The following is a 24,993-nucleotide window of genomic DNA, read 5'->3' as shown; positions in this document are numbered from 1 at the left end:
ACGGCCCGCCTCACGTTTGTGGGGCGGGCCAAGATGTTTTGCTAGCGTTTCTTTCCTCGGAAGAAAAAGCCGTGCAGTGAGGGCTTGAGCCCGCGGTTGGCGCGACGCTCCTCGACGCGCTCGTGGATCGAAGCGACGCGCTCGATGACCTCGTCGGGAATCGGCACGTCGGGATTCATGTTCTCGACCTGGCTGACTTCGGCGGCGGCGACCTGGTCGATAATGGGCACATCGTCGCGCGAGATAACGGGCGTGGCGTCTTCCTTCATCTTGCGATAACGCTGCATCATGTCGGTCTGTAGCTGCTGTGCCGAAGGCGGCGTCCAGATGATGGCGTTGGCGCCGGCGGCGATGGTCTCGCGGATGCTCTCGGGCGTCTTGCCGCCCGGCGCGATGAGCGGCAGGTTGGGATAGTGCTCGCGCAGTTCACGCAGGACCTGCGGCGTGTTTTTGCCAGCGGCGATGTTAAGAATCTTGGCGCCGGCGCGCACCTTTGCGTGAGCATCGTCGTCGCAACGTACGACCGTGGCGATGACGGGGATGTCGGCGATGTTGGTGATGTGCTCGACCATCTCGGCGGTGGCGGGGGAGTTGACCACACAGCCCGCCGCGCCCTGCATCTCGGAGACGGCTGCCATCTGAACGGAGCGCTTACCGGTCGTAGTTCCGCCGCCCACGCCTACAAAGACCGGGCACTCGGCGACGGTCAACAGTGCCTGCGTAATGGCCGGCTGCGGCGTGAAGGGGTAAACGGCAAAGACGGCATCGGCGTTGGAGTTGCGGATAACCGCGACATCGGTGGTGTAAATGAGCGACTTGATGCGGCGGCCGAAGAGCGTGAAGCCGCTGGCCTCCTCGATCTCGTCGGGCATGCGAAGGGCAGCCTTGCGCAGACGTCCGTCGATGGGCAGGGGCTCCATAGGGAGCAGGCCGTTGGGCGTGACGGCTACCTGGGGCTCGGTGAACTCGTCTGCGAGCTCGACCTCGGAGAAATCGACCGAGGCGACGATGTCTTCGTGAACCTCGGCGGGCACATCGATGGGAGCTTGGTCGTTTGCCGCGGCAGGCGTGTCGAAGGAGCTGGTGCCGACGAAGGCGTCGACGCGCTCGTTTAGATCGTTGAGGGTATCCATGGAGGCTCGATTCTATGTGATGACGGCCGGCAGGGTACCGGCAGCGTTGTGCTTGCTAAATCGTTTGACGAGTTGATTTTTCCCCGCCGCGTCCTCCGTTAGACCGAAGGGCGGCGAACGTGAAGGAGCTGTGGTGGCGGGGATCGAGGTGCTATCTTGAAAGTCCCGTTTAAAAGAGAGGTGACGCGGTATGGAATTGACAGCAATGTTGGGCTCGATTGGCCTGTGTGTGGGCGCAATCGTTGCCGCCGCGGTCATCTACTTTGTGGTCACGGCCATTAAGGGCAAAAGGGTCGAACGCAAGGAGCGCGCGATGCTTAAACAGCATCGCGACCAGCAGGGCAAACGCGCACAGAGATAGCTTGTTGAGTTTTGGATCCGTGCGCTAGCTGCGTTTTCGGATCAGGGCAATGTAGAAGCCCTCAAAGTCGCGGCTAGGCGGAATGGTCAGCGTGCCGGGCATACCGTTGGCGACGGACGAGACGTGGCTGGCGGCGATGGCCTCGGTGAGGGCGTTGCACTCGATGCGTGGCTCTTCGCCAACTTCCTGAGCACGGCGCGTTTCACTTTCGCTCGGCGTGCCGTCGAGGGGGATAAGCTCGCAATCCATGTGCTTGTCGAGGGCCTCTTGCAGGGCGTCCTCGTTTTCCTGCGGCAAGATCGAACAAGTCGAATAGACGAGCGTGCCGCCCGGTTTAAGGGCTCCCATGGCGCGGTCCAGAAGTGCTCGCTGCGAGCGGGCACACTTGCTCAGCAGCTGCTCGGTCAGGCCGCGCAGGCTTTTCTCGTTGCCGCTGATGACGGTGCCCGTGCCGGTGCAGGGGGCGTCGAGCAGGATGCGGTCAAAGCGGAAGAACTCGTCGAGCTCGCGTGCGTCGATGCGCATGACGGGCACGTTTTTTGCGCCTTGGCGGTGGAGGTTGGCTTCGAGCTTCTCGGCGCGGGGAATGCTCATCTCGCAGGCGGTAAGGTGCGCCTGCCCCTGCGTGAGGGCGGCGATCTGCGTCGTCTTGCCACCGGGGGCTGCGCACATGTCCAGGATGTCCTCGCCTGCCTGTGCGCCCAGGACCAGCGGCGGCATCATGGACGACAGACTTTGCAAGTAGATCTTGCCGTCACGGTAGATGTCGAGGTCCCACAGGTCGGAAACCTGGGCCTCGGGCAGGATGAAAGCGTCCGGGTACCAGGCGACGGTTTGGTGGGCGATGCCGGCGGCGTCGAGCGCGGCGGCGATGTCCTCGGCGGTCGCCTTGAGCGTGTTGGCGCGCAGCGTGACCGGGCGTGTGACCGCGGCGCCGAAGCCCTTGATCATGAGCTCGGCATCGGCGGGCGCATAGGCGCCGGCGACCGTGTCGACCATAAAGCGCGGCAGATCGGCGGCGGAGTGTTGGGCGGCAAGCTGGTCGGAAAGCTCGGTGGCGGCAAACTGCCTGAGCTTGAGCTCGGCCTTGACCTGCTTTTTCTGCTTACGACGACGCGGCTTGGACATCCGTCTTTCCTTCCCATTCCATTACATGTCGAGTGTTTTAGTACTGGCTCTCGTGCTTGCTGAAGAAGTCGAAGCGCGGGGGTAGCGGCTTCACGCGGTGCTCGCCGGGCTTCTCGCCCAGGCTCTCCACAAACTCATCCGTGGAGGCGAAGATGTTATCCCAGCTAAAGAAGGCGACCGGGTCAACGTCGAAGTACTCGCAGATGAGCTCGCAGCCGGCAGGGACGATGCCGTGCATGAGCACGGTCGCCACGCGCAGCTCGGTAAAGGCGTCGACGAGGGCCTGCGTCATTGCGGCGTTTGCCGGCTCGCCCTCGAGCTTGTTGGCGGCCTTAGAGGCGTCGCTCCAGCGCTTGTTGGCGGCACGCAGGTAGTCGTCGCACACGGCGAGCGCGCGGTGCGTCTCGAACTTGTACATGGCTTGCTCAAAGGCGAGAGCTGCCTGCTCGGCGGCTTCGACCACGGTGTCAGAAGCGGCACCGGCGGGGATGCAGCCGTTGCGGTAGGGGCTCTCGTCGCCCTCCTTGACGGCGACGCCGTAGAAGCAGCTGCGGGCCAGACGGTTGAACACGCCGGTCAAAAGGGCGCTCTCCTTAAGGGCCGGATCGATGACGCGCTTGTCGTCGCAGGCGCGCACCTCGTTGCCGTCCTTGTCCTTGCCAGTCACACGCGTGTCGTATGCCTTGGGGCTAAAGCTCACTGGCTTCTCGGACAGGCCGAGCGACAGCCAGTGAGCGCGCATCTGCTCGCAGGTGTAGTGGTTGAGCAGGTCGTCTGCCGGCGGGGGAGGCGTCTGCGAGGACGAGCTGGCCTTTTTGCCCATGTAGAGCAGGTGGTAGCAGGCGCTGACGGTGCTCTGCGTAAGGTCCCAACCCAGGGCCTCCCACATGGCGGTTTGCGCGATGCAGTAGAAATAGATGTTGTCCTGACCGATGAACTGGTAGATCTGCGCGTCGTCAGAGCACCACCAGTCGCGCCAGTCGAGCGAGCTGTGCTGGTAGGTGGGCGCGGGGACCTGCGTGGAATCGGCGGCGGGCTCGCCCATGAGGGCGGCATCCTGGGCGGCGACGCCCTCGGTCACGCCGGCGGCCTTGGCATCGCGTGCGAGCACGGTGCGAGTGTAGCTGATGGGCGCCCACAGGCTCTCGGGCCAGCACCAGCAGGTGACGTCGGTCACGCCGTCGACCTCGGGCACCGGAACGCCCCAGTCGATGTTGCCGGTGATGCGGAAGGGCACGAGCGCCTTGCCGCTGCGGAAGCGCACGCCGCCGTTGGCGAGCACCGCGTGGGCGTCGTCGCGCTCCTTCCAGCTGGGGAAGGTGACGGTAAAGCTGCTCTTGTTGCCCTCGGGCTCCAGCACGGTGTGCTCGGGGAGCTGGTCCTCGACGGCATCGAAGGCCTCGCGGAACTTGTTCTGGATGTAGAGCTGAGCCGGCAGCAGCCACTCCTCCATGGTCTTGGAGACCACGGAGCGAACCTGCGGGTTCTGGGCGAGCTTGGCGGTATAGGTCTTCATAAAGTCGAGGTAGGCCGGCAGATCAAAGTAGAGATTGTCGACCGGGCGCAGCTCGGGCACCTCGCCGGTGAGCTGGCTCTTGGGCGCGATGAGCTCCTCGGGCTCAAACTGGTGGCCCAGATCGCACTCGTCGGCATAAGCCTTCTCGGACTTGCAGCCCTGGATGGGGCAGCGGCCGATGACCTGGCGGCCGTTGAGGAACGTGCCGGCCTTGGCATCGTAGAACTGCAGCGTGGAGCGCTTGGAGATGGTGCCCTGCTCGTGCAGACGCTCGATAATCTCCGCGGTCACCTCGTTGTGAATCTGCGCAGCCGGCTCAAGGCCCGAGCCGCCGTAGATGTCACAGCTGATGTTGTAGTTGTTGAGGGTCGCGGCCTGGCGGGAGTGATTGGACTCGACATACTCGCCGATGGACTTATCGTAGCCTTCATTCTCCTTGAGCTTGCGGTAGCTCTCCATGATGGGCGAGCCGTAGCAGTCGGTGCCCGAGGTGAAGATGACGTTCTCGCGGCCCAGGCGGTCGCGAAGGAAGCGGGCAAAGAAGTCGGCCGGGACAAAGACGCCGCCGACGTGGCCAAAGTGCAGGCCTTTGTTGCCGTAAGGCTCGCCGGCGGTAACGATGGCGCGGCGCGGCCAGCTGGGACGGTCGTTCATGGAGTATTTGGATGCCATGGGACTCCTTCGCATATAGGTAAGAGCGCGGCCGGGCACGGGGTTCGGCGGCGCGGTGGTCAATTCGTGCATATCGTTCGACATTATCGCACATGCGGGCGGGTGCGTGGCAGGGGCGCTATCCTAAGATGCTATGAATGAGATTTCCAACATACATGCGTTTGAGGACGAGGATTTTCTACACGCTTGCTTCGTGTGGGGGATGGCCGTGATCGCGGTGTTTGCCGTGTGCCTGGTGCCGGTGTTTATGCTGTTGGGCGGGCCTGCGGACTTGGACGCGGCTGAGGCGGGCGGCTGGATGGCTGTCGTGGGCTGGATAGTCGGCTTGGCTGCGGTCTCAATGGCATCGTTTGCCGTGCACGAGCTGGTGCATGCGGTGTTTTTTAAGCTGCTGGCGCCTGCGGGCGCGCAGGTGACCTTTGGGGCGAATCGCGAGACGGCGATGATCTATGCCTGCGCCGAGGGCGTTGTGTATTCGCGCCGGCGGTACATGGCGGTTTGCCTGGCGCCGACGGTTGTTGTGACGACAGCATTTGCCCTGGGGTTTGCGTTCTCGGACTATCCGCTGCTGTGCTACCTGGCGGCTGGTCTGCACTTGTCGGGCTGTGTGGGTGATTGGTATTACGTGCGGACCATTCTGCGCGACCGCCGTATCGTCGCCTGCGAGGATACGTCCTTTGGCGTGCGCTTTTTCGCAAAGTAGTCTTTTTGGGACGGGGCTATTTTAGCTGCCATGATGTCGGTGTGAGTTTTCTGGGACGGGGATGTCGATGAAGTCGTTGTTGCTGCATGCGTGCTGTGCACCATGCTCGCTTGAGCCGGTTCGCCTGCTGCGCGAGGAGGGGTTTGAGCCCACGATTTGCTGGACCAATCCCAATATTCAACCGCGCGATGAATGGCGGCGGCGTCTGGACGAGCTGCGCCGGTGGTGTGCCGATGGCGACATCGAGCTCATCGAGGCGGGGGAGGACCGCGAGCGCTGGGAGGCCGGCGTGGCCCCGCTGGGTGCCGATCGGCCCCGTCGCTGTCGCTCGTGCTATGCCTTGCGCTTGGCCGAGGCATGCCGCGTTGCCCAGGAGCGCAGGTTTGAATATGTGGGTACGACGCTCGCCGTCTCGCCGTATCAGCTGTTCGACACCTGCAATGACGTGCTTGAGCGTTTGGCGGCCGCCCATGGGCTCACCCCGGTGATTCGCGATTTTCGCCCGTATTATCCCGAGGCTACGCGCCGTTCGCGCGAACTGGGCATGTATCGACAGAACTACTGCGGCTGCCGCTTTTCTGCTGTCGAGGCGGCCATGGACCGCGCCCGCATCCGCGACGAGCGCAAAGCCGCCAAAAAGTAGTTCGTTTGGGACGTCAGCCTGCTAGGATGTAGAGCGGACTTTAGCTATATAAGGAGTATCCGACGTGTCTATGCGTACCGATGATTTTGACTACAACCTTCCTGAGGAACTGATTGCCCAGGCTCCTGCCGAGCCGCGCGACTCCTGCCGCCTGCTGGTGGTGGATCGCAAAGGCTCCCAGGCGGGGAAGCCGCTGGAGCACGGCGGTACCGTTGAGCACCGCATCTTCCGCGACATCATCGACTATATCGAGCCGGGCGATGTGCTCGTCATCAACAAGACGCGTGTGATGCCGGCCCGCCTGATCGGTCGCAAAGCCGGCTCGGGTGGCGTGGTCGAGACGCTGCTGCTCAAGCGCCGTGAGGATGTTGACCCGCTGGGCCACGTTTGGGAGTGCCTGGTCAAGCCGGGTAAGCGCCTGAAGCCCGGTGCTCAGATTGAGTATCGCGCCGGTGGCGCCCATGCGCCCGAGGGGGCTCCCGTGGTGCTGACGGCCGAGGTCATCGACTTTGTCACCGATAGCCGCGGAGGCCGTCTGGTGCGCTTTGAGCCGGCCGGCTGCAATGCCGCCGGCGAGCCGCGCACGCTCGACGAGGCCATTCATGCTGCCGGTCACGTGCCGCTGCCGCCCTACATTACCGATTACGAGGGCGATCCCGAGAAGTACCAGACCGTCTACGCCATGAAGGAGGAGCACTCGGCTGCCGCTCCTACGGCGGGTCTGCACTTTACTCCCGAGCTCATGGCCGCTATCGAGGCCAAGGGCGCGAAGTTTGCCGCCGTCGAGCTCGAGGTGGGCATCGATACCTTCCGCTTGGTGGAGGAGGACGACCCTACGCAGCACGTCATGCACACCGAGCGCTACCACGTGTCGCAGGAGGTTGTCGACGCCGTGCATAAGGCGAAGGCCGAGGGTCATCGTGTGATCGCCGTCGGCACCACCGCGGTGCGCTCGCTCGAGAGTGCGTTTGACGCGGACGCGCCGGTGTCCGATCCGGCTGTGACGGCGCGCTATTTTGAAGGCCGCGAGGACGGTGCCGACACGCTCGGCCGCGGCGACATCGTGGCGCGCGAGAACGCCACGACGCAGCTTTACCTCATGCCCGGCTCGACCTATCACGTGGTCGACGCGCTGATCACGAACTTCCACGTGCCGCGCTCCACGCTCATGATGCTCGTAAGCGCGCTTGCCACCCGCGACCAGATCATGGATGCCTACGCCGCTGCTATCGAAGAGCGCTACCGCTTCTTCAGCTTTGGCGACGCGATGCTCATTTTGTAGGTTACGGCGTTTTACAAACGCCGTAACCGGCCGACGCTGCAAACCCCCCTAAGCGGCAATCTGATGTTCAATCGTCGGGCATGACCAGAAGGTCAATGCCCCCCTCTTTCACGTCACCTTGCTCGCTCAGGGGCGTTTTCGCTGACTTTGCCAAAGCATCGGCAGGTACTCATTGGGGACGTACTTAAATGAGTGCCTGCAGAATGAGAGTGGATAATCTCCCGTTTTTGGCCTGCTTGGGGGCTCAAAGTGGGAGATTATCCACTCTCGTCATTGGGCTAGTCGTTGGGGACGTTCTTGTTTGACTAGTCGTTTAAGAACGTCCCCAATGACTACTTGCTTGCGAACAGCCAGACTAGGATGATCGCCAGGATTGCGGCGACGATGCAGACGATGGCGCCGGTGAATTTGATGCGTGAGTCGCGGGTACGTTCGCGCACCGCGTCCTCGGTGGCCTCGAGCTGGGCGACTTCTCGCTCGGTCTCGGCGTGTTCGGCTTTGTCTCGGGCCAAGGATCCTGCAAGCGACTCAGTGATTTCTGGGTGGTCGTGCACCTCGGTCGCCTGTTCGATGATCGACTGTGCATGTGCGGCATCTGCTTGGGCGTTGGCGATGGTCTGCTCCTGCTCGCGGCGTGCCTTGTCCTCCGCGGCGATCTTCTCGCGCAGTTCGCGCTGACGAGTCGCGGCGGCTGTCTTCGCCGTCTGCAGCTCGTCGCGCGCGGCATCGGCTTCGGTCGTCACGGCTTGGTGCGCGCGTTTTGCGTCGGCGATAGGGGCTTGAGCCTGCTCGACGGCCTGCTCGGCTGCGGCAAGCGAGTGCTCAAGGTCGGCGGTGATGCGCGGGACATCTTCTTCGGCTTTACGCAGGGCATCTGCCGTGTCGGAAATCTGCATCGAGAGCTCGCTGGTGCGCACCGTATAGTTGGCGGGATTTGCCGAGGGATTGCGTTGCAGCTCGGCATACTCATGGCGCAGCGTCTCGAGCTGGGCGCGCGTGGCGTCGACGGTTTGTTGTGCGGCCGCAATGCCGGCGTCTCGCTCGGCCTTCACCTTGTCGCGGATGCGCTTGGAATCCTCAAGACGTCGAACGAGGCGGTTGCCGGTCTCGCGAGAGCTCGCCTCGCGGACCTCCACGGCGTCGAGCGCGGCCTTCAGGCGGAGCTCAGTCGCGTCATCCTCTGTCTTCATTTGTTCGAGCTGACCCTTGAGCTCTGTCGCTTTGGAGGCGTGGGCATCACGATCAATCTCGGCGGCCGCTGCAGTCTTTTGGGCCGTGGCAATCGCCTGGCGCTGGTCGGCGACGATCTGGTCGTAGCGGCCTGCGATATCCTGGCGCGTCTCGAGTTCCTCGGCCTGATCGGCAATGCGCTGCTCAAGTTCGGCCAGGTGGGCGCGGGCATCGGCAAGTGCCTTTTTCGCGGCGTTCATCTCGCGCATGGCCGAGGCACCCTGGGCGATAAAGGTGCCCACGGCGTTCGCAGTGTTCGAGACAGCGGTCCCCAGATCGCGGCTCGCGGCGGAGGAGTGCGGGGCGGTCGGGCGAGCGGTGTCGGCAGCGTCCGCATCGGCAGTCTGCGGCACGGCGATATTGCCGGTACCGCCTTCGATCACAGAAAAGCCTGCTGCGTGCGGGTCGACCGCATCGGTGCCAATCGTGGGATGCTCGAGCTGCAGAAACGAGGGCATGGTGCTGCCCTGGTCGGCAACCGGAGTCTCGCCGGGTACGAAGGTCGAGGCTGCCTCGGCGGCCTCCTCTTCCTCGGCGTCAACGTCAGCGTCGGCCACGGCGTCTTTCATCGCTTTGACGGCATCCATCATGGAGTCCATGACGGCGTCGAGCTCTTCTTCCGAAGAAACCTCGATAGGGCCCGCAGCTTGCGGAGCAGCATCCTGTACGGGGCGGTCGTCCTGAGCGGGCGCATCGTCGTTTTGCTCGTCTGCATCTTCGGCGCCAGGGGTTTCCGCCGTAGCGCTTTCGTCCAAGAATGGGCCGTCGAGGTCAATATCATCGCAGGTCACAGCGTCGGCATCTGCAGTGACGTCTGCGGAATCATCAATATGCTGTTGAGTCTGGGGGTCCAGCTCGTCTGTCATAGGCATGTGCTCCTCATCGTTGTTTGTCACCCTATGATAAAGTCTCGCGCCGACATCCCGCGCGCTGCAGCAAAGTTTCAAAACGTGTTCGATGGCTCGCGTCGATAGCAAAAACTCGGCCACTTTATCCAGTTTGTACTTGACATTCCCTTCGCCGAAAGACGTTGCGCCGTTCGCCTGCCATGGGCTTTATTTTTCACTTGAACCCGCTAAAGTTGCATTTCAGCTTTTGGCGCGTGAAGTTGGATGCGCGCAGTCGACGGGCAGGCCCGTCGCGATTTGAAAGGACTTTATATGGGACTTTTCACTGGTAAGACCGTGATCGTCACCGGCGGCGGCAAGGCCACGCTCAAGGACGGCTCCGCTGGCTCCATCGGCTACGGTATCGATATCGCTTTTGCCAAGGAGGGCGCAAACCTCGTCATTACCGGCCGCAACGTTGCCAAGCTCGAGGCTGCCAAGGAATCCCTCGAGGCCGAGTACGGCGTCAAGGTTCTGCCTGTTCAGGCCGATGTCTCGGCTGGTCAGGACAACGAGGCCGTCGTCCAGAACGTCATCGACAAGGCCATTGAGGAGTTCGGCCGCATCGACGCCGTCGTCAACAATGCTCAGGCCAGCGCTTCGGGCGTGACGATCGCCGATCACACCATGGACCAGTTCAACCTCGCCATTTACTCCGGTCTGTATGCCACCTACCTGTACATGCAGAAGGCCTACCCGCACCTGAAGGAGACCAAGGGCTCCGTGGTCAACTTTGCTTCGGGCGCCGGCCTGTTTGGCAACTATGGTCAGTGCAGCTATGCCGCCGCCAAGGAGGGCATCCGTGGTCTGACTCGCGTTGCCGCCAACGAGTGGGGCAAGGACGGCATCAACGTCAATATCGTTTGCCCGCTTGCTTGGACCGCCGCGCTCGAGAACTTCCAGGATGCCTATCCCGAGGCGTTCAAGGCCAACGTCCACATGCCGCCGGCGGGTCACTACGGCGACGTCGAGAAGGAAATCGGCCGCGTCGTCGTTCAGCTCTGCGGTCCCGACTTTAAGTATATGAACGGCGAGACCGTCACCCTCGAGGGTGGCATGGGCCAGCGTCCGTAGGGTTACGCGGTTTTACCAAACCGCGTAACGGGTCGACGCTGCGCGGTCACCAGGGCGACAACTTGTCATTCAAAGAGGGCGGCATGACCAGAAGGTCAATGCCGCCCTCTTTTCATGCCAATTTGTTCGCCCTGGTGACCGCTCGCTGACGTTGCCAAAATATCGGCGTTGCCGTGGCTGGTAAATAGCTCCACTCATCGGGGACGTACTTAAATGAGTGCCCGCAGAATGAAAGTGGATAATCTCCCGTTTTTGGGCTGTGCTTTGGGCAAAAGTGGGAGATTATCCACGCTCATCCGGTAAGCGTCCAAAAATCCACGCTCATTTGCCGTGTCCCTGCCGTATCCTCCTCGCACCAGTTTCTGTCGAGTCGGTGCTTCTTGCGGGTTGCCCGTATAATGGTTTGCGTATGAACCGCAACCAAGGAGTTCCAGTTTATGGACCAGAACCTTTTTAAATTCGACCTGATTACCGAGGATCCGACGACGCACGCGCGCGCCGGCGTACTGCACACCCCGCACGGCGACATCGAGACGCCGATCTTTATGCCCGTGGGCACTAAGGCAAACGTCAAGGGCATTCCTACCGAGACTGTCAAGAAGCTCGGCGCCCAGATCGTGCTCGCCAATACCTATCATCTGTCCATGCGTCCCGGCGAGGATACCATCGCCGAGCTGGGCGGCCTGCACAAGTTCATGAACTGGCACGGCCCCATCCTCACCGACTCGGGCGGTTTCCAGGTCTTCAGCCACAACGATGCCGTCAAGCTCACCGATGAGGGCGTGCGCTTTATCGTCAACGATTACGACGGCCGCCACGTGTTTTGGACGCCCGAGGACAACATGGAAATCGCCATGAAACTCGGCTCCGATATCTGCATGCAGCTCGACCAGTGCCCGGGCTATCCCGCCACGCGCGCCTACGTTGAGCGCGCCGTTGAGCTGTCGAGCATGTGGGCCGAGCGCTGCTATAAGGCGCATACCCGCGATGACCAGGCGCTCTTTGGCATCGTTCAGGGCGGCATGCACCTGGATCTGCGCCTGCGTTCGCTGCGCCATCTGGAGGAGTGCGGCGACTTCCCGGGCTATGGTATCGGTGGCTATTCGGTGGGCGAGGATCACGAGACCATGTTCGAGACCCTGGCGCCGCTCGTGAGCGAGTACATGCCCAAGCATAAGCCGCGCTACCTGATGGGTGTCGGCAACCCGACCACGCTCGTGCGCGGCGTTGGCGTGGGCATCGACATGTTTGACTGCGTGCTGCCGACGCGCACCGGCCGTATGGGCACGGCATTCTCCAGCGAGGGTCGCCTCAACTTCCGCAACGCTCGCTTTGCGCACGACGACGGTCCCATCGATCCCACCTGCACCTGCCCGGTGTGCACGGGCGGTTACAGCCGTGCGCTCATCCGTCACATGGTCACGCAGAAGGAGATGCTCGGCGGCATTCTGCTTTCGATGCACAACATCTACTACCTGCTCAACCTTATGCAGCAGGCGCGTCAGGCCATTATCGAGGGCCGCTACGGCGCGTTTGTGAGCGACTGGATGAACAGTCCTGCGGCGGTGGACTACTAAGAGCGGCACGGGCGCTTGCAGAGCGCAGGCAACGGCAAGGGGCGAGCGCCGGCCGGTCATCACGTTCGCTAACACCGTCTGCGCGACCGATGACCGATAGCTTGCAAGCACTTGATGCATCGTGGGTACCATCCCGAATAGTTGATGTTCGGGCGGGTGTTTGGCGCATGGCGTCGACCCCGCCCGTTTTTCTTTTTCTCGATAGGAGTACCCATGATTAAGAACGAGAATGTCGAGGGCGAGCCTGCCTACGACGAGACGTACCGCCGCGGCCCCGTGGTCATGCGCGGCCCCATGATTCCTAAGGACAACACCTACGCCAACCTGCTGGCGCCCGAGGATTCAACCGACTGGCTGCATACCGACCCGTGGCGCGTGCTGCGCATTCAGGCAGAGTTTGTCGATGGTTTTGGCGCGCTTGCCGAGCTTGGTCCTGCAGTGACCATCTTCGGCAGCGCCCGCACGCCCAAGACCGATCCGCTCTACAAGGCGGCGCGCACGGTCGGCCGCAAGATCGCGCAACGTGGCGTGGCGGTCATCACCGGTGGCGGCCCCGGCATCATGGAAGCGGCCAACAGGGGAGCGGCGAGTGTCAATGGCAAGTCGGTCGGCTTGGGTATCGAGCTGCCGCACGAGCACGGGCTCAACAAATATGTGAACCTCGGTATGGACTTCCGTTACTTCTTTGTGCGCAAGACTATGTTCGTCAAATACAGCTCCGGCGCTATTGTGTTTCCCGGCGGGTTTGGCACGCTCGACGAGATGTTCGAGGTGCTCACGCTGGTGCAGACGCACAAGGTAAAGCGCATGCCGCTCGTACTGGTGGGCACCGAGTACTGGCAGGGTCTGTTCGACTGGCTCAACGGCCCGGTGATGGACGCCGGTATGATTAGCCCGCTCGATCCCGAGCTCGTGCACATCACCGACGACCTCAACGAAGCCGTCGACATTGCCCTGAGCGGGCTGATGTAGATCAATCGTGCCCACGCGACATGAATACGCATGGCAATCTGATGTTATCTAACATCAGATTGCCATTTATATTGGGTATACTGGTGTAAAAGACGAGGGCGAGGAGGTCGCAAATGTCTACAGCAACAGTTAAGCCTACGACGGTTCGAATCGAAGAGGGGCTCAAGGAGCAGGCGACTGAGTTCTTGGATTCGGTCGGCCTCAGCCTCAATTCCTATCTCAACCTTGCTGTTCGGCAGCTGGTAAATCAACGAAAGATTCCTTTTGAGATCGTAGGAAGGGCGGAGGTGCCCAACGAGGCAACGAGGCGTGCCATGGTGATCGCCGAAGCTCATGAGTTGGGGATTCTGCCGGACGACAGCCCGTCATTCAATAACGCTGATGAGCTTATATCATTCCTCGATGAGGACTAGCGATGTTTGAGATTAAGGTCGAGGCTCAGTTTAAGGCGGATTACAAACGGACGATGCGCATCCATCCGCAGCTAAAAACCGAGTTTAAGGCGGCAGTCGCAGAGCTTGCGGCTCACGGCTCGCTTCCCGCGGAATATGGTGCCCACGAGCTTTCAAACCCGGGCGGCAACTACAACGGCCACATCGATTTCCATCTATCCGATGGCTTGGTCGATGTGGTCGTTCTCTACTTGCCGCATAAGACTAATCCTGTGATCCGGCTGGTCAGAATGGGCTCGCATGAGGAACTATTCCAGGGCCCGCAGGGCTGATTGCTCGCTTATGATTCGCGGGGGAATAGGGATTGATTCGCGGCCGATTGGCCAAAAATGGCCCCTATTCCACCGTAACTGTTGGAGACGTCCCGTTCGTGGCTGCGACCTCCGGTTCTCCTCTTCGCTGGATTTCGCTTAAAAGTTCGGCTGCAACTTCGCTGCTTTTGAAACGGATGCTGCAGTCCTCTTTCTTAGGAAAGGCCAGTAATGGAATGGTTCCGTACCAGACGGTTTCCTCGTCAATTACTGACGCGCACAGGCGCCCTTCGGCTTTGATGGAATAGTCGACGTTCATCTCGGTAAAAATCGCTTTCACGTCATTGTGCGGAGTCGAGGCAATTGAAATCTCAAGGGCAATCCCACGGGCGGCGGCGCCTGTGAGTACGGCAGCGAGCTTTGCGAGGCATGCAGCGGATGCGTAGGGCGCGGCAATAAAAATGCTTTTCGTTGCGCGCGCGATGTCATCCGCTAAGGCCTCCACGGCCCTTGCCGGCCTAACGAGGATGTTTTGATCGGCCCGTTTGTTGTCATTTGCTGCAAAGACTTCATATCCTAGCTTTGCGTAGGTCTTGAGTCTCTTCTGGTACATACGCGCGAGCATGGGTATCGACAAATCAACATAGTCGAATATCTCAACCCGCTGCTTGCCCTCGTGACTTCTATGTAGTCTGCCTGCCTGCTGCGTTATGCTGCCGTCCCAAGATATCGGTGTGGCAATGAGCAGAGTGTCAAGGTAAGACAGGTCGAAACCCTCGCTCAGAAGGCCTTCGGTTGCGATGATAATTCGATGCTCATGCTCGAAGCCGGGAAGGCTGTTCAGTATTGCCTTTCTTTCTTTGGCGTCGATTTCTCCGGTTAAGAGTATAGGTTCGTGTCCGCGGCTTTGAAGCAGCCTACATAGCTCTTCGGCATGTTTTTTCCTTTTGGATAGCACAAGCGGATGTCGACCGTTTGACGCGGTCTCGAGGGCATCGTCGACAATTGCTTCGTTTCTCGCTGTGTGCGCACACAGGAGATCGAGAACTTGATTAAAGGACGCCCCTGGTTCGTAGGCGGGTAGTCGAACTCCGGTAAAACGCGGCCTAACAACGCGCTGAATTCCCTGTTGGATTGCTTGCGTTTTTGGATCAATGGCATGGCGAAGCGGGCCGCAGAGCATTGAGAGTGCTCGCGTGAGTCCGTCCGAGCGTTCGGGCGTCGCGGAAAGGCCGTATACATATTTTGCTGGAGCGGACTTGAGGACGAGCTCAAGCTGTGGTGCGGCTGCATGGTGACATTCATCACAGATGATGAGGCCGTAATCACGAACGAACTCCTTGGCTATTGGTTCTTCGGTCTGGGGGTCCTTGCTGGACAAAGACTGGAATGAAGCAACGTCGATGAGATGGCTTATGGCGGTTTTGCCTCCTCCGATTTGACCAATGAGCGGAGGCTGCCTTTTGCTGATTCGTCCTTTTGGGGTTCGGACGGGCTCTCTGTTGTCCGTGATGTCGAGAAATCGTTCGAGCTGGGTTTTCCATTGGGCAATGAGCGCAGTCTTGGGAACGATGACGAGCGCTGGAAGACCGATGGCAGCAATAAGATAGGCTCCAATGACGGTTTTCCCGAAACCCGTCGGTGCAGACATGATCCCGTCTTCATGGCCGAGCATTTGTTCAGCGGCAATTTGCTGTTCAGGGCGAAGAGTCCCTTTAAATGTCATTACAATTGGATTTCCAGACTGGCGCTTGTCTGAATAGTGGGCAGCAACGCCGGCTTCTTGAAGCAGCCGCTCAAGCTGAGTCTTGCAGCCTCTGGGAATCGCGACGCAGCCGTCTCTAAGTTCGCTGAGGTCTATGTACCGCGGTTTGCCGAATACCGATTGATGCATAGATTGCGCGCGGAAGAATTCTGGGTTGGCAAATGTTGCAAGCCTGCGGACTTCCATTTGAGCTGCGGGACTCAGAGATTTTTCGGGGATATAGAGCATATCGGCCTGCGTGACGGACAGCGATGACGGGAGGTCCCGCGGTGTGAGCGGAAGCCGCTTTCGCGGCCTCTGGGAATGCGGTGCGGCGGTGTTTGCCGCCGTCGCAGCCGCTATTCCGTGCGACCTATTGTCGATGCTCTCGATCAGATTTTGCACCGTCGTGCGCGGGATTAACTGGATTTGAGAAAGGTAAAGCCATTGATCGGGAAAGGGCTCAAATTGCTCGTCAACAAATACGCTGTTCCCTTTTCGCTGCGCTTTTCCTTGAAAAGGCAGCGCTATGAGATTTCCAAAGCCTCCCTCAGGAATGGTGGACTGCGCGGGCAGCATCCGGTCAAAAGCTTCAAAGGTGATTGTCTTGTTGAGCGCCGCCGCTTCGGTGATAAGGCTGCTTCCAAATTCTCGTGCGATCTTCGCGCTGGTGAGCTCTAGGAAGAAAAACCAGACATGTGTGCCGTTACCTGATCTCGATCGCTCGACTGCAGCATCGATTCCATGGTTTTTTGCGACAAGCCGAATGGCGTTTGTCGCTTCTTTCCAATCGGCTCCGTCAAAGTCGATGACCAGGACTTTTGTGTTGCTGTCATTATCGAGAACATATTGACCTATGACGTCTCGGAGTCTGTCGTCACTGCCCTTGAAATGGGAGATGATCGCGGTATCGCTCAACTCGGGGAAGACGCGGTTGCCGCATTCAGCGCATTTGGTTTTCTGACGATTTGCTTTGGGACAAATGCCTGACTTCCACTCGTTTGCGCAGGCGGGCGTATAGCCGATTCCCCCGTCTTTTCTGCGGTACCCATGGGCGTAAACATCTTTGCGGCCAGTAAAGAGATTGCGAAAGAGCTCGAGTTTGTCGCGCGCTGGGCTCGCACTGGTGACGACACCCTCGACCTGCGCCCGTCTATCGAAAGATTCGCCAGCTTTCTCCCATTCTTCCAGTGTTGCGTAACGGATGTCTGGACCGTTGCCGCAGATGACGATTTGGCTGTGCGGCTCCGATACATGGGCGACGATTTTCTTGAATTGGAATAGCGTGCCCCCGATGAGGGCGTATTGATGCGTGACGGTGCTCATGTAAATGCCGTTCTTGTCGGAGTTCATTGAAATGAGGGTACGTTATTTTGATTTTTAAGGGACTCGGCTCTGATTTTGGTTCGGCGATAGCGGAGTACAGCTCCGTGAGTGGTGTTTGGCTGATGTCAAAATGTGCGGTAGCTGTTGCTGAATGGGTTTTGGCGGCCATGAGGTGGGCTGGAGGCGCAGGAAACTATCCTCGAATAGACCCTGTGGGCAAAAAATGGCAAATATGAGTACTGTGGTTTGAGCAGTAACATATCATCAGGAAAGTATTTAAGACCAATCGATTCGGATTGGATATAATCAACCCTATAAACATGGCGATTCGGGACTTTATGACGCTCGGAATTGGCGGAAGACGGCAAATTCAGCCAGATTTCGCTGTTACTAAACTGGTAACAGTACTCATATTTGCCATTTTTTGCCCAGAGGGTATCGCAAGGGGGTTGGACAAAGCATCGATCGCCGCCAATTTCTCGATTGGCTGGTTGGGCGGCAATGAAGTTGCGGCGTAATGGGAAGCGTTTCGCGGCCTTTTGGCTAAAACGGCCCCTTTTCCGCCGCGACTCCTAAAAAGACGCCGGCGCGCCTTGAGTTGCGGCGCGTCGGCGTGATGGCTTTGTTGTGGCTGGGTGTACTTCGGTTGTTCGACGGCTTTGGCATGTCCGATCTTGCCAGGCAAGCCTTTGTTACTGTTTAACGTTTGCCCAGATAAAACCTGCCAAAATAAACCTGTCCCTAATTGGCAGGTTGGTAGTGGGGGCAGTAGCTGATGGCTATTGCGTCGACGCCTACATGGGTGGCGATGGTGCAGCCGATGGGGCCGGTGCCGGCGTCTACGTAGTCTTGGCCCGCGAGCGCTTGGCTGACGAGCTCCTGCTCCTCGGCGGCGCCGGTCGTGAGCACGCGCACGCTTGAGCCCGGGTGCTCGTCCAAAAACGTGAGGCAGTCTGCCATGGTGCTGGCGACGATACGCTTGGCGCCGCGGCCCTTTTTGATGGCCTTGATCTCGCCCGATTTCCACTCCGGCGAAACGGCTAGGCGAATGTTGAGCATCTGCGTGAGCTGGCCGGCGAGCTTGGGCGCGCGGCCGTTCTTAACGAGGTTCTCGAGCGTGCGGGGAATCAGCAGCAGGTGGGCGTCGGGCAGCGTCGCGCGGATCTGCGCCTCGGTCTCGTCCAAGCTGCGGCCGTCTTCGCGCATGGCCAGTGCGTACTCCACCAGCAGGCCCTCGGCGCCCGAGCCAGTGCGCGAATCGATGCAGCGCACGTCGAGCTCGTGGGTCTCGGCGACCAGGCATGCGTTGGAATAGCAGGCGGACCATTCGCTGCACAGCGAGATAAAGATCGCGCTATCGTGGCCGTCGGCGCGCACGCGGTCAAAGAGTGCCTTGAACTCGCCGGCGCTCGGCTGCGAGGTGTGTGGCAGCTGCTCGGAGCCGGCCATGCGGGCGACGTATTCCTCGGCGGTAATCTGCACCTGGTCGAGCAGGTCCTCGCCCTCGATAATCACATGTAGCGGAATGACGTAAATGCCAAGCTCTTGAGCACGGGCGGGGGAGATGTCCGACGTGGAGTCGGTTATGATGGCAAAAGACATAATTGCACCTTTCATTGGGGCGCTTGCGTGCCGCCTTCTGAGAGCAAAGTGCGACAAGTATAGTGGAGTCATTCCACATTTCTAGGTTCAATTGTTGAATAGTCAACAGTTTGAAGTGTCGGTGTGGAAATCATCAACTGGGGAAGAGGAATGCCGATGGAGGCGTTGGAGATATGCAGGCGGCCGGTTGTGCTGTTCGATTTTGACGGCACGGTGGCCGATACGGGCCGGGCGGTGATGACCTCGACGCGCAAGACGTTGGCCGCACGCGGGTTTTCGGAGGCGCAGATGGGTGACCTGCGCCGCATGATCGGGCCGCCCCTGTGGAAGAGCTTTCACGACTTTTATGGCTTCTCCCGCGAGGAGTCGCTTGTGGTGGCTGACGAGTACCGTGCCTTTTTTGATGAGCTGGGACCGGAAGAGTATCCCGTGTTCGACGGAATCCCCGAGCTGCTCGATGGCCTTGTCGCGCAGGGACATCGCTTGGCCGTGGCAACGTCACGCATGGAGGCGAAGTGTATCGACATGGTGGGAGAGCTGGGACTTTCTCAGTTTGAGGCGGTGGTTGGCATGAATCCGCCGCAGGGGCGCGAGACCAAGGCCGATTCGGTCCGCGACGCGTTGGCGGCCTTGGGTGCGGTCGCGGACGAGGCCGTGATGATCGGCGACCGTTTTAACGACGTTGAGGGCGCGCACGCGATGGGCGTGCCGTGCATCGGCATTTATTCGGGTGCGGCGGCGCCGGGGGAGCACGAGGCGGCGGGCGCCGATGCGGTGGTGCACTCGGTGGCCGAGCTTGCTAAACTTTTCGCTATCTAATAGACGTAATGTGAGGGGCGGGCGTGATCGCCGCTCATGGGTTAGGAGGTCGTCCATGAATCAGGTGGAGCAGAGCGTTGCCGAGTATGTTGACGAGGTCTGGGAAGATGTCGTCGCCGATATCGAGCAACTGGTGAGCTATCCGTCCGTGGCAGTTTCTGCCGATGCAGAGCCCGGCGCGCCGTTTGGCCGCCCGGTCCGTGACGCGCTCGACTGTGCGCTCGGCATCGCGCAGAAGCTTGGCTATCAGACGAGCGACGACGAGGGCTATGTGGGCATTGCCGATATCCCTGGCCGTGGCGACAAGCAGCTCGCGACCATCTGCCACGTGGACGTGGTGCCCGCCGGCCCGGGCTGGAACACCGACCCGTTTGCGCTGGAGCGTCGCGAGGGCTGGCTGCTCGGCCGCGGCGTTATCGACGACAAGGGTCCGGCGGTGCTGTCACTCTACGCCGGCGCCTATCTGCTCAAGCACGGCATTACCCCGCGCTATACTTTCCGCGCGCTGCTGGGCTGCGATGAGGAAGTGGGCATGTCCGACGTTCACCATTATCTGGAGAACCACGCAGACCCCGACTTTTTGTTTACGCCCGATGCCGAGTTTCCGGTCTGCAATGCCGAGAAGGGCCAGTTTGGGGCGACGTTCGTGAGTCCCAAGATCGACGGCGGGCGCATCGTGTCGTGGAGCGGCTCCGAGGCGAGCAATGCCATTCCGTCGCAGTCCATCTGCGAGCTCGCGATTGCCGCCGATGAGCTGCCGGCGCCCGTTGAGAACGCCGACCGCCTGGAGATCACGGCGCTTGATAACGGGCGTGCGCAGATTTTCGCCCACGGTATTGGCGGCCACGCTTCGATGCCTGAGGGCACCATCAACGCCGTCGGCCTGATCGTGTCGTATCTGCGCGAGGCCGAAGACGCGTTTGGTGCACGCGACGAGCGCCTGCTGACGCCTGCCGAGCACGAGTTCGTCAAGTTCCTGGCCTTTGTGCATGCGGACGCCTATGGTCGCGGCCTGGGCATCGATGCGACGAGCCCGGCGTTTGGCCCGCTTACCTGCAACGCTGGCGTCATCCGTGTGGCGGATGGCCATATCGAGCAGGTCATCGACGTGCGCTTCCCCGACAGCACGAGTGCCGATACCATCCGCGAGCAGCTCGAGCCGCTCGTGGGCCGTTTTGGCGTGACGTGCCAGCTGGGTCGCGCGAAGGTGCCGTTCTCGGTGTCTGCCGACGATCCGGCCGTGAAGGCGCTTATCGATACCTATAACGAGTTCACCGGCAAGCATGCCGAACCCTTTGCCATGGGCGGCGGCACGTATGCGCGCAACTTTGCCCGCGCCGTCTCGTTTGGCCCCGAGGAGACCGGCCTGGAGCTGCCCGCATGGGGCGGCCAGATGCACGGCCCCAACGAGTGCGCCAACGAGGACCAGCTCAAGCAGGCGCTCAAGATCTATATTGTTGCGATCCTCCGTTTGAATGAATTAGAGCTTTAAGGTCTCGCGGTTTCCCAATCTAAGTTGCGGTGGAATAGTTCCTAGAATGGGCCATTTGATGGCCAAACAGGAACTATTTCACCGCAACTTTGTTTTTATTGGTGTAAAAGGCTGGCCATGCTTGCCGGCGGGTTTGTTATTCGTTTGTAAAGGCTGGGCCGCGCTTGCGGTAAGGGTCTATCAGATGCCCGTAATAAAGCGCAGCTGACGCGGGCGCTGCCCGATCGAGACCGTATCTTTCCAAACAGCAAAGCGGGCAGGGTGCCCGCGAGTCGCTTGTATGAAAGGAAGATCATGCTCGATCAGGCTTATTCTCGTCGTCAGTTCCTCGGCCTCGCTGGTGGTCTCGCCAGCATCGTGGGCCTCGGCCTCGTTGGTTGCGGCGGCGCAGGCGCTTCCGACGCCGCCGACAAGGGTAGCGCCGCTGCCGCCGAGTCCGTCTCCGGTGAGGTGACCTACGACGGTGCCTCCTCGTTCCAGGCTCTCGTCGAGGCCGCTGCCGAGAAGTTCATGGATGCCAATCCGGACGTCTCCGTCTCCGGTTCGGGTAACGGTTCGGGTAAGGGCCTGACCGCTGTCGCCGCCGGCACCGTCACCATCGGTAACTCTGACGTCTTCGCCGAGACCAAGCTCGAGGCCGATCAGGTCAAGAACCTCGTCGACCACGAGGTCGCCGTCGTGGGCATGGGCCCCGTCGTCTCCAAGAACGTTACGGTCGACGACCTGTCCCTCGAGCAGCTCAAGGGCATCTTCTCCGGCCAGATCACCAACTGGAAGGAGGTCGGTGGCGACGACGCCACCATCGTCGTCCTCAACCGCAAGGCCGGCTCCGGTACCCGCGCCACCTTTGAGGCTGCCGTCTTTGGCGACGAGGCCAACGACTTTAAGGGCGACGCCGAGCTCGACAAGTCCGGCGACGTCCAGACCCAGATGGCCAGCACCGACAACGCCATCTCCTACCTCGACTTCTCGCACTTCGACGACTCCAAGTTCAACGCCATCAAGGTCGAGGGCGTCGAGCCCAAGAGCGCAAACGTTACCGACGACTCCTTTAAGATCTGGGCGACCGAGCACATGTACTGCTCCAAGGACGCCGACGAGGCCACCACGGCCTTCCTGGAGTTCATGCTTTCCGACGACGTCCAGGGCAAGCTCGTCGAGGAGCAGGGCTTTATCCCAGTCTCTGCCATGAAGGTCGTCAAGGACGCCAGCGGCAAGGTATCCGCTAAATAAGTAATCGCCCCGGAAAGGTTTGCAATGGCAAAACAGCTGCCAAAGCGCGACCTTGAGAACGTGGGCCTGGGCGTCACGGGCGCGTGCGTAGCGCTCGTGACGCTTGTCGTTGCCGCGCTCATCTTTATGGTCGCCCAAAAGGGCCTCTCGGCTTTTCTCAAGGACGGCGTCTCGGTCGTAGAGTTCTTCGCCGGCACCAAGTGGGATCTGGCCAACACAGCCGAAAACGGCCTGCCCTACACCGGCGCCCTGCCCCTGATCGTCACCTCGTTTGCGGTCATGGTGCTCTCCACGCTCATCGCGCTGCCCATCGCCATCGGCTCTGCCATCTTTGCGGTCGAGATCCAGCCTAAGTTTGGCTCCAAGGTCTTTCAGCCGCTTATTGAGCTTTTGACCGGCATTCCCTCGGTCGTCTTTGGCCTGATCGGTTTTCACGTGGTCGTCGGCCTTATGAAGAGCGTTCTCCACGTGAGCACAGGCCTGGGCATCTTGCCCGGCGCCATCGTGCTGGCCGTCATGATCCTGCCGACCATGACCACGCTTTCGGTCGATGGCCTGCGTGCCGTGCCCGACAGCTACCGTCAGGGTTCGCTCGCGCTGGGCTACACCCGCTGGCAGACCATCTGGCACGTGGTGCTCAAGAGCGCCATGTCCTCGCTCATGACCGCGGTCATCCTTGGCATGACCCGCGCCTTTGGCGAGACGCTCGCCGTGCGCATGGTTATCGGCGGTATCGAGGCCATGCCGACGTCGCTGCTGTCGCCGGCCTCCACCATCACCACCACGCTCACCACGTCCATGGCGGTCTATGCCGAGGGCTCGGCCCAGGACGACGTCCTGTGGGCGCTCGGTCTTCTGCTGATGGGCATGAGCCTCATCTTTATCCTGATCATCCATCTCATTGGCCGCAAGGGGGCGAAGGCTCGTGGCTAGCACGCGCATCCATATCGACGAGGCGAGACTCGGGCGTGTCCAAAGGCAGGACCGCATCGCCACGGGCGTGCTGACGGCGATCGTCGCCATCGTCATGCTCATCGTCGTCTCCATGGTGGCCTACATCCTGTTCGAGGGCATCTCGACGCTGTTCCAGCCGGGCTTCCTCACGCAGCCTGCGCGCGCCAACGGAACCCAGGGCGGCGTGCTCTACCAGCTGTTCGACTCGTTCTACCTGCTGCTGATCACTCTAGTCATCTCGGTGCCCATCAGCCTGGGCGGAGCGGTCTTCCTGGTTGAGTACGCGCCGAACGGCCCTATCCGCGACATCGCCTCCACCGCTATCGAGACCTTGTCCTCGTTGCCTTCCATCGTCGTCGGCATGTTCGGCTTTCTGGTGTTCTCGGTGCAGCTGGGCTGGAAGTACTCCATCATCTCCGGCGCCGTCGCGCTCACCATGTTCAACATCCCCATCCTGGTGCGCGTGATTCAGCAGGCGCTCGAGGACGTGCCGCAGGCCCAGCGCGATGCGTGCCTGGCCATGGGCCTCACTCGCTGGGAGGCCACACTGCACATCCTGATTCCCGAGGCCATGCCCGCCATCGTGACCGGCATCGTGCTTTCGGCCGGCCGCGTGTTTGGCGAGGCCGCGGCGCTGCTCTTTACCTCGGGCATGAGCTCGCCGGTTCGTCTGAACTTCTTGAGCTTTAACCTGTCGAGCCCCACCTGCGCCTGGAACGTGTTCCGTCCCGGCGAGTCGCTGGCCGTGCACATCTACAAGATCTATGGCGAGGGCAGCCCCGAGGCCCAGCAGATCGTCTGGGGCACCGCGGCACTGCTGATGATCTGCGTGCTGCTGTTTAACGTAATCGCCCGTATCGTGGGCAAGCAACTGGCAAGGAAGATGACGGCCGAATGAGCGAGATGAATGCAACGCCCGCAACCGAGGCGGCCACGTCCGAGACCCAGGACTTTCTGTCGAGCGTGGGGGAGAGCGAGAGGCGCGTGCGCGTGAGCGGCAAGGCCGTGAGCGACGAGGTCGTGCTCTCCGCCAAGGACGTCAACGTGTACTATGGCGACCACCATGCGCTGCACAATACGTCGCTCGACTTCCACAAGGGTGAGATCACGGCGCTCATCGGGCCTTCGGGCTGCGGCAAGTCGACCTTCTTGCGTAGCCTCAACCTGATGAATCGCGAGATTCGCCGCTGTCGCGTGGAGGGCGAGATCAACTACCGCGGGCGCAACGTGAACACCAAGACCGAGAACACGTACGAGCTGCGTCGCTCCATCGGCATGGTGTTCCAGCAGCCCAACCCCTTCCGCAAGTCCATTCGCGACAACATCACCTTTGCGCCCAAGCGCCACGGCATCACCGATCGTGACGAGCTCGACCGCATGGTCGAGGAAAGTCTGCGCGGTGCCGCGCTGTGGGACGAGGTCAAAGACAAGCTCGACAAGAGCGCCTACGCGCTTTCGGGCGGTCAGCAGCAGCGTCTGTGCATTGCGCGCACGCTGGCGCTCAACCCCGACGTGATCCTGTTCGACGAGCCCTGCTCGGCGCTCGACCCCATCTCGACGTTGGCGATCGAGGACCTGATGTCGTCGATCGTTGCCGACCGTGCCATCGTCATCGTGACGCACAACATGGAGCAGGCGTCGCGCGTGTCCAACCGCACGGCGTTCTTCTACATGGGCGATATGGTCGAGTACGACGAGACCGACGAGATTTTCCAACGGCCCAAGGATAAGCGGCTGAATGATTACCTCACCGGTATGTTCTCCTAGTCCGGGACATGCTTGAGGCCCGCGGCGGCCACGGTTGTCGCGGGACTGATTGGAGAGGCGGGTCATCTCTTTTGCGAGATGGCCCGCCTTTTTGCTCTGCGACCGAAACGACCACCACAAAGGGGACAGGCACCTTCGTGGTGGTTTGGGGCGGGGCTCGCTGCTATCATGGACA

At 60.7% G+C, this 24,993-nt stretch carries 21 protein-coding genes; 15 read left to right on the top strand and 6 right to left on the bottom strand.

Going from position 1 to position 24,993, the window contains the following annotated elements; genetic code table 11:
• Positions 1-41 precede the first annotated feature (41 nt).
• Entirely contained in the window at positions 42-1,133 is a 1,092-nt protein-coding gene (locus DXD56_RS02095) for a hypothetical protein (protein WP_117639734.1), read from the bottom strand.
• 190 nt (positions 1,134-1,323) lie between these two features.
• On the opposite strand from DXD56_RS02095, the gene DXD56_RS10010 reads away from it, so the two are divergent.
• The gene (locus tag DXD56_RS10010; RefSeq protein WP_158549278.1) at positions 1,324-1,494 is read left to right on the top strand and encodes a hypothetical protein; all 171 of its coding nucleotides are present in this window, start codon (positions 1,324-1,326) and stop codon (positions 1,492-1,494) included.
• Positions 1,495-1,518: 24 nt separating this feature from the next.
• Here DXD56_RS10010 and DXD56_RS02090 read toward each other — a convergent pair whose 3' ends face one another.
• On the bottom strand, positions 1,519-2,622 hold the full coding sequence (locus DXD56_RS02090; protein ID WP_117639732.1) for an RsmB/NOP family class I SAM-dependent RNA methyltransferase: 1,104 nt from the start codon (positions 2,620-2,622) through the stop codon (positions 1,519-1,521).
• Between the two features lie 37 nt (positions 2,623-2,659).
• The gene (locus DXD56_RS02085; protein WP_089572112.1) at positions 2,660-4,810 is read right to left on the bottom strand and encodes a methionine--tRNA ligase; all 2,151 of its coding nucleotides are present in this window, start codon (positions 4,808-4,810) and stop codon (positions 2,660-2,662) included.
• 133 nt (positions 4,811-4,943) lie between these two features.
• Between DXD56_RS02085 and DXD56_RS02080 the strand changes: the two genes are divergently transcribed.
• The 3 genes from DXD56_RS02080 (at position 4,944) to queA (ending at position 7,438) form a co-directional block, all read left to right on the top strand.
• The gene (locus DXD56_RS02080) at positions 4,944-5,513 is read left to right on the top strand and encodes a DUF3267 domain-containing protein (protein WP_117564474.1); all 570 of its coding nucleotides are present in this window, start codon (positions 4,944-4,946) and stop codon (positions 5,511-5,513) included.
• Positions 5,514-5,580: 67 nt separating this feature from the next.
• On the top strand, positions 5,581-6,156 hold the full coding sequence (locus DXD56_RS02075) for an epoxyqueuosine reductase QueH (RefSeq protein WP_117564473.1): 576 nt from the start codon (positions 5,581-5,583) through the stop codon (positions 6,154-6,156).
• 70 nt (positions 6,157-6,226) lie between these two features.
• Complete coding sequence (queA, locus tag DXD56_RS02070) at positions 6,227-7,438, top strand: tRNA preQ1(34) S-adenosylmethionine ribosyltransferase-isomerase QueA (protein ID WP_117639730.1); 1,212 nt, start codon at positions 6,227-6,229, stop codon at positions 7,436-7,438.
• 332 nt (positions 7,439-7,770) lie between these two features.
• Here queA and DXD56_RS02065 read toward each other — a convergent pair whose 3' ends face one another.
• On the bottom strand, positions 7,771-9,534 hold the full coding sequence (locus DXD56_RS02065; RefSeq protein ID WP_117639728.1) for a hypothetical protein: 1,764 nt from the start codon (positions 9,532-9,534) through the stop codon (positions 7,771-7,773).
• Positions 9,535-9,828: 294 nt separating this feature from the next.
• On the opposite strand from DXD56_RS02065, the gene DXD56_RS02060 reads away from it, so the two are divergent.
• From DXD56_RS02060 to DXD56_RS02040, 5 genes are all read left to right on the top strand, one after another.
• On the top strand, positions 9,829-10,629 hold the full coding sequence (locus DXD56_RS02060) for an SDR family NAD(P)-dependent oxidoreductase (protein ID WP_006235414.1): 801 nt from the start codon (positions 9,829-9,831) through the stop codon (positions 10,627-10,629).
• A gap of 437 nt (positions 10,630-11,066) precedes the next feature.
• The gene (gene tgt, locus DXD56_RS02055; RefSeq protein WP_117639726.1) at positions 11,067-12,206 is read left to right on the top strand and encodes a tRNA guanosine(34) transglycosylase Tgt; all 1,140 of its coding nucleotides are present in this window, start codon (positions 11,067-11,069) and stop codon (positions 12,204-12,206) included.
• 213 nt (positions 12,207-12,419) lie between these two features.
• Positions 12,420-13,178: a TIGR00730 family Rossman fold protein gene (locus tag DXD56_RS02050; RefSeq protein ID WP_117639724.1), complete on the top strand. Its 759-nt coding sequence runs from the start codon at positions 12,420-12,422 to the stop codon at positions 13,176-13,178.
• A 113-nt stretch (positions 13,179-13,291) separates the two neighbouring features.
• On the top strand, positions 13,292-13,591 hold the full coding sequence (locus DXD56_RS02045; RefSeq protein ID WP_117639722.1) for a type II toxin-antitoxin system RelB/DinJ family antitoxin: 300 nt from the start codon (positions 13,292-13,294) through the stop codon (positions 13,589-13,591).
• A 2-nt stretch (positions 13,592-13,593) separates the two neighbouring features.
• The gene (locus DXD56_RS02040) at positions 13,594-13,902 is read left to right on the top strand and encodes a type II toxin-antitoxin system YafQ family toxin (protein ID WP_117583790.1); all 309 of its coding nucleotides are present in this window, start codon (positions 13,594-13,596) and stop codon (positions 13,900-13,902) included.
• A gap of 64 nt (positions 13,903-13,966) precedes the next feature.
• Here DXD56_RS02040 and DXD56_RS02035 read toward each other — a convergent pair whose 3' ends face one another.
• Both DXD56_RS02035 and DXD56_RS02030 read right to left on the bottom strand, forming a co-directional pair.
• Complete coding sequence (locus DXD56_RS02035; protein WP_158549276.1) at positions 13,967-16,951, bottom strand: DEAD/DEAH box helicase family protein; 2,985 nt, start codon at positions 16,949-16,951, stop codon at positions 13,967-13,969.
• 741 nt (positions 16,952-17,692) lie between these two features.
• Complete coding sequence (locus tag DXD56_RS02030; protein WP_158549274.1) at positions 17,693-18,553, bottom strand: DegV family protein; 861 nt, start codon at positions 18,551-18,553, stop codon at positions 17,693-17,695.
• Positions 18,554-18,709: 156 nt separating this feature from the next.
• On the opposite strand from DXD56_RS02030, the gene DXD56_RS02025 reads away from it, so the two are divergent.
• The 6 genes from DXD56_RS02025 to pstB all read left to right on the top strand — a co-directional run bounded on the left by DXD56_RS02025 (position 18,710) and on the right by pstB (position 24,818).
• Complete coding sequence (locus DXD56_RS02025) at positions 18,710-19,372, top strand: HAD hydrolase-like protein (protein ID WP_233524904.1); 663 nt, start codon at positions 18,710-18,712, stop codon at positions 19,370-19,372.
• Positions 19,373-19,427: 55 nt separating this feature from the next.
• Positions 19,428-20,864, top strand: a complete 1,437-nt coding sequence (locus tag DXD56_RS02020) for a M20 family metallopeptidase (RefSeq protein ID WP_117639718.1) — start codon at positions 19,428-19,430, stop codon at positions 20,862-20,864.
• A gap of 294 nt (positions 20,865-21,158) precedes the next feature.
• Entirely contained in the window at positions 21,159-22,097 is a 939-nt protein-coding gene (locus DXD56_RS02015; protein WP_117637295.1) for a phosphate ABC transporter substrate-binding protein, read from the top strand.
• Positions 22,098-22,121: 24 nt separating this feature from the next.
• A complete protein-coding gene (pstC, locus tag DXD56_RS02010) occupies positions 22,122-23,030 on the top strand; it encodes a phosphate ABC transporter permease subunit PstC (protein ID WP_117637294.1) in 909 nt (302 codons plus the stop codon).
• On the top strand, positions 23,023-23,949 hold the full coding sequence (pstA, locus tag DXD56_RS02005; RefSeq protein ID WP_199410568.1) for a phosphate ABC transporter permease PstA: 927 nt from the start codon (positions 23,023-23,025) through the stop codon (positions 23,947-23,949). Before pstC ends, pstA begins: the two co-directional genes overlap by 8 nt.
• Positions 23,946-24,818: a phosphate ABC transporter ATP-binding protein PstB gene (gene pstB / locus DXD56_RS02000; protein WP_117634962.1), complete on the top strand. Its 873-nt coding sequence runs from the start codon at positions 23,946-23,948 to the stop codon at positions 24,816-24,818. The genes pstA and pstB overlap by 4 nt, the downstream gene beginning before the upstream one ends.
• Positions 24,819-24,993 lie beyond the last annotated feature (175 nt).

It is taken from the genome of Collinsella sp. TM06-3 (assembly GCF_003436395.1).
Classification (GTDB): domain Bacteria; phylum Actinomycetota; class Coriobacteriia; order Coriobacteriales; family Coriobacteriaceae; genus Collinsella.
The sequence above is the reverse complement of the archived record's forward strand: the minus strand, read 5'-3'. Positions and strand labels throughout refer to the sequence as shown.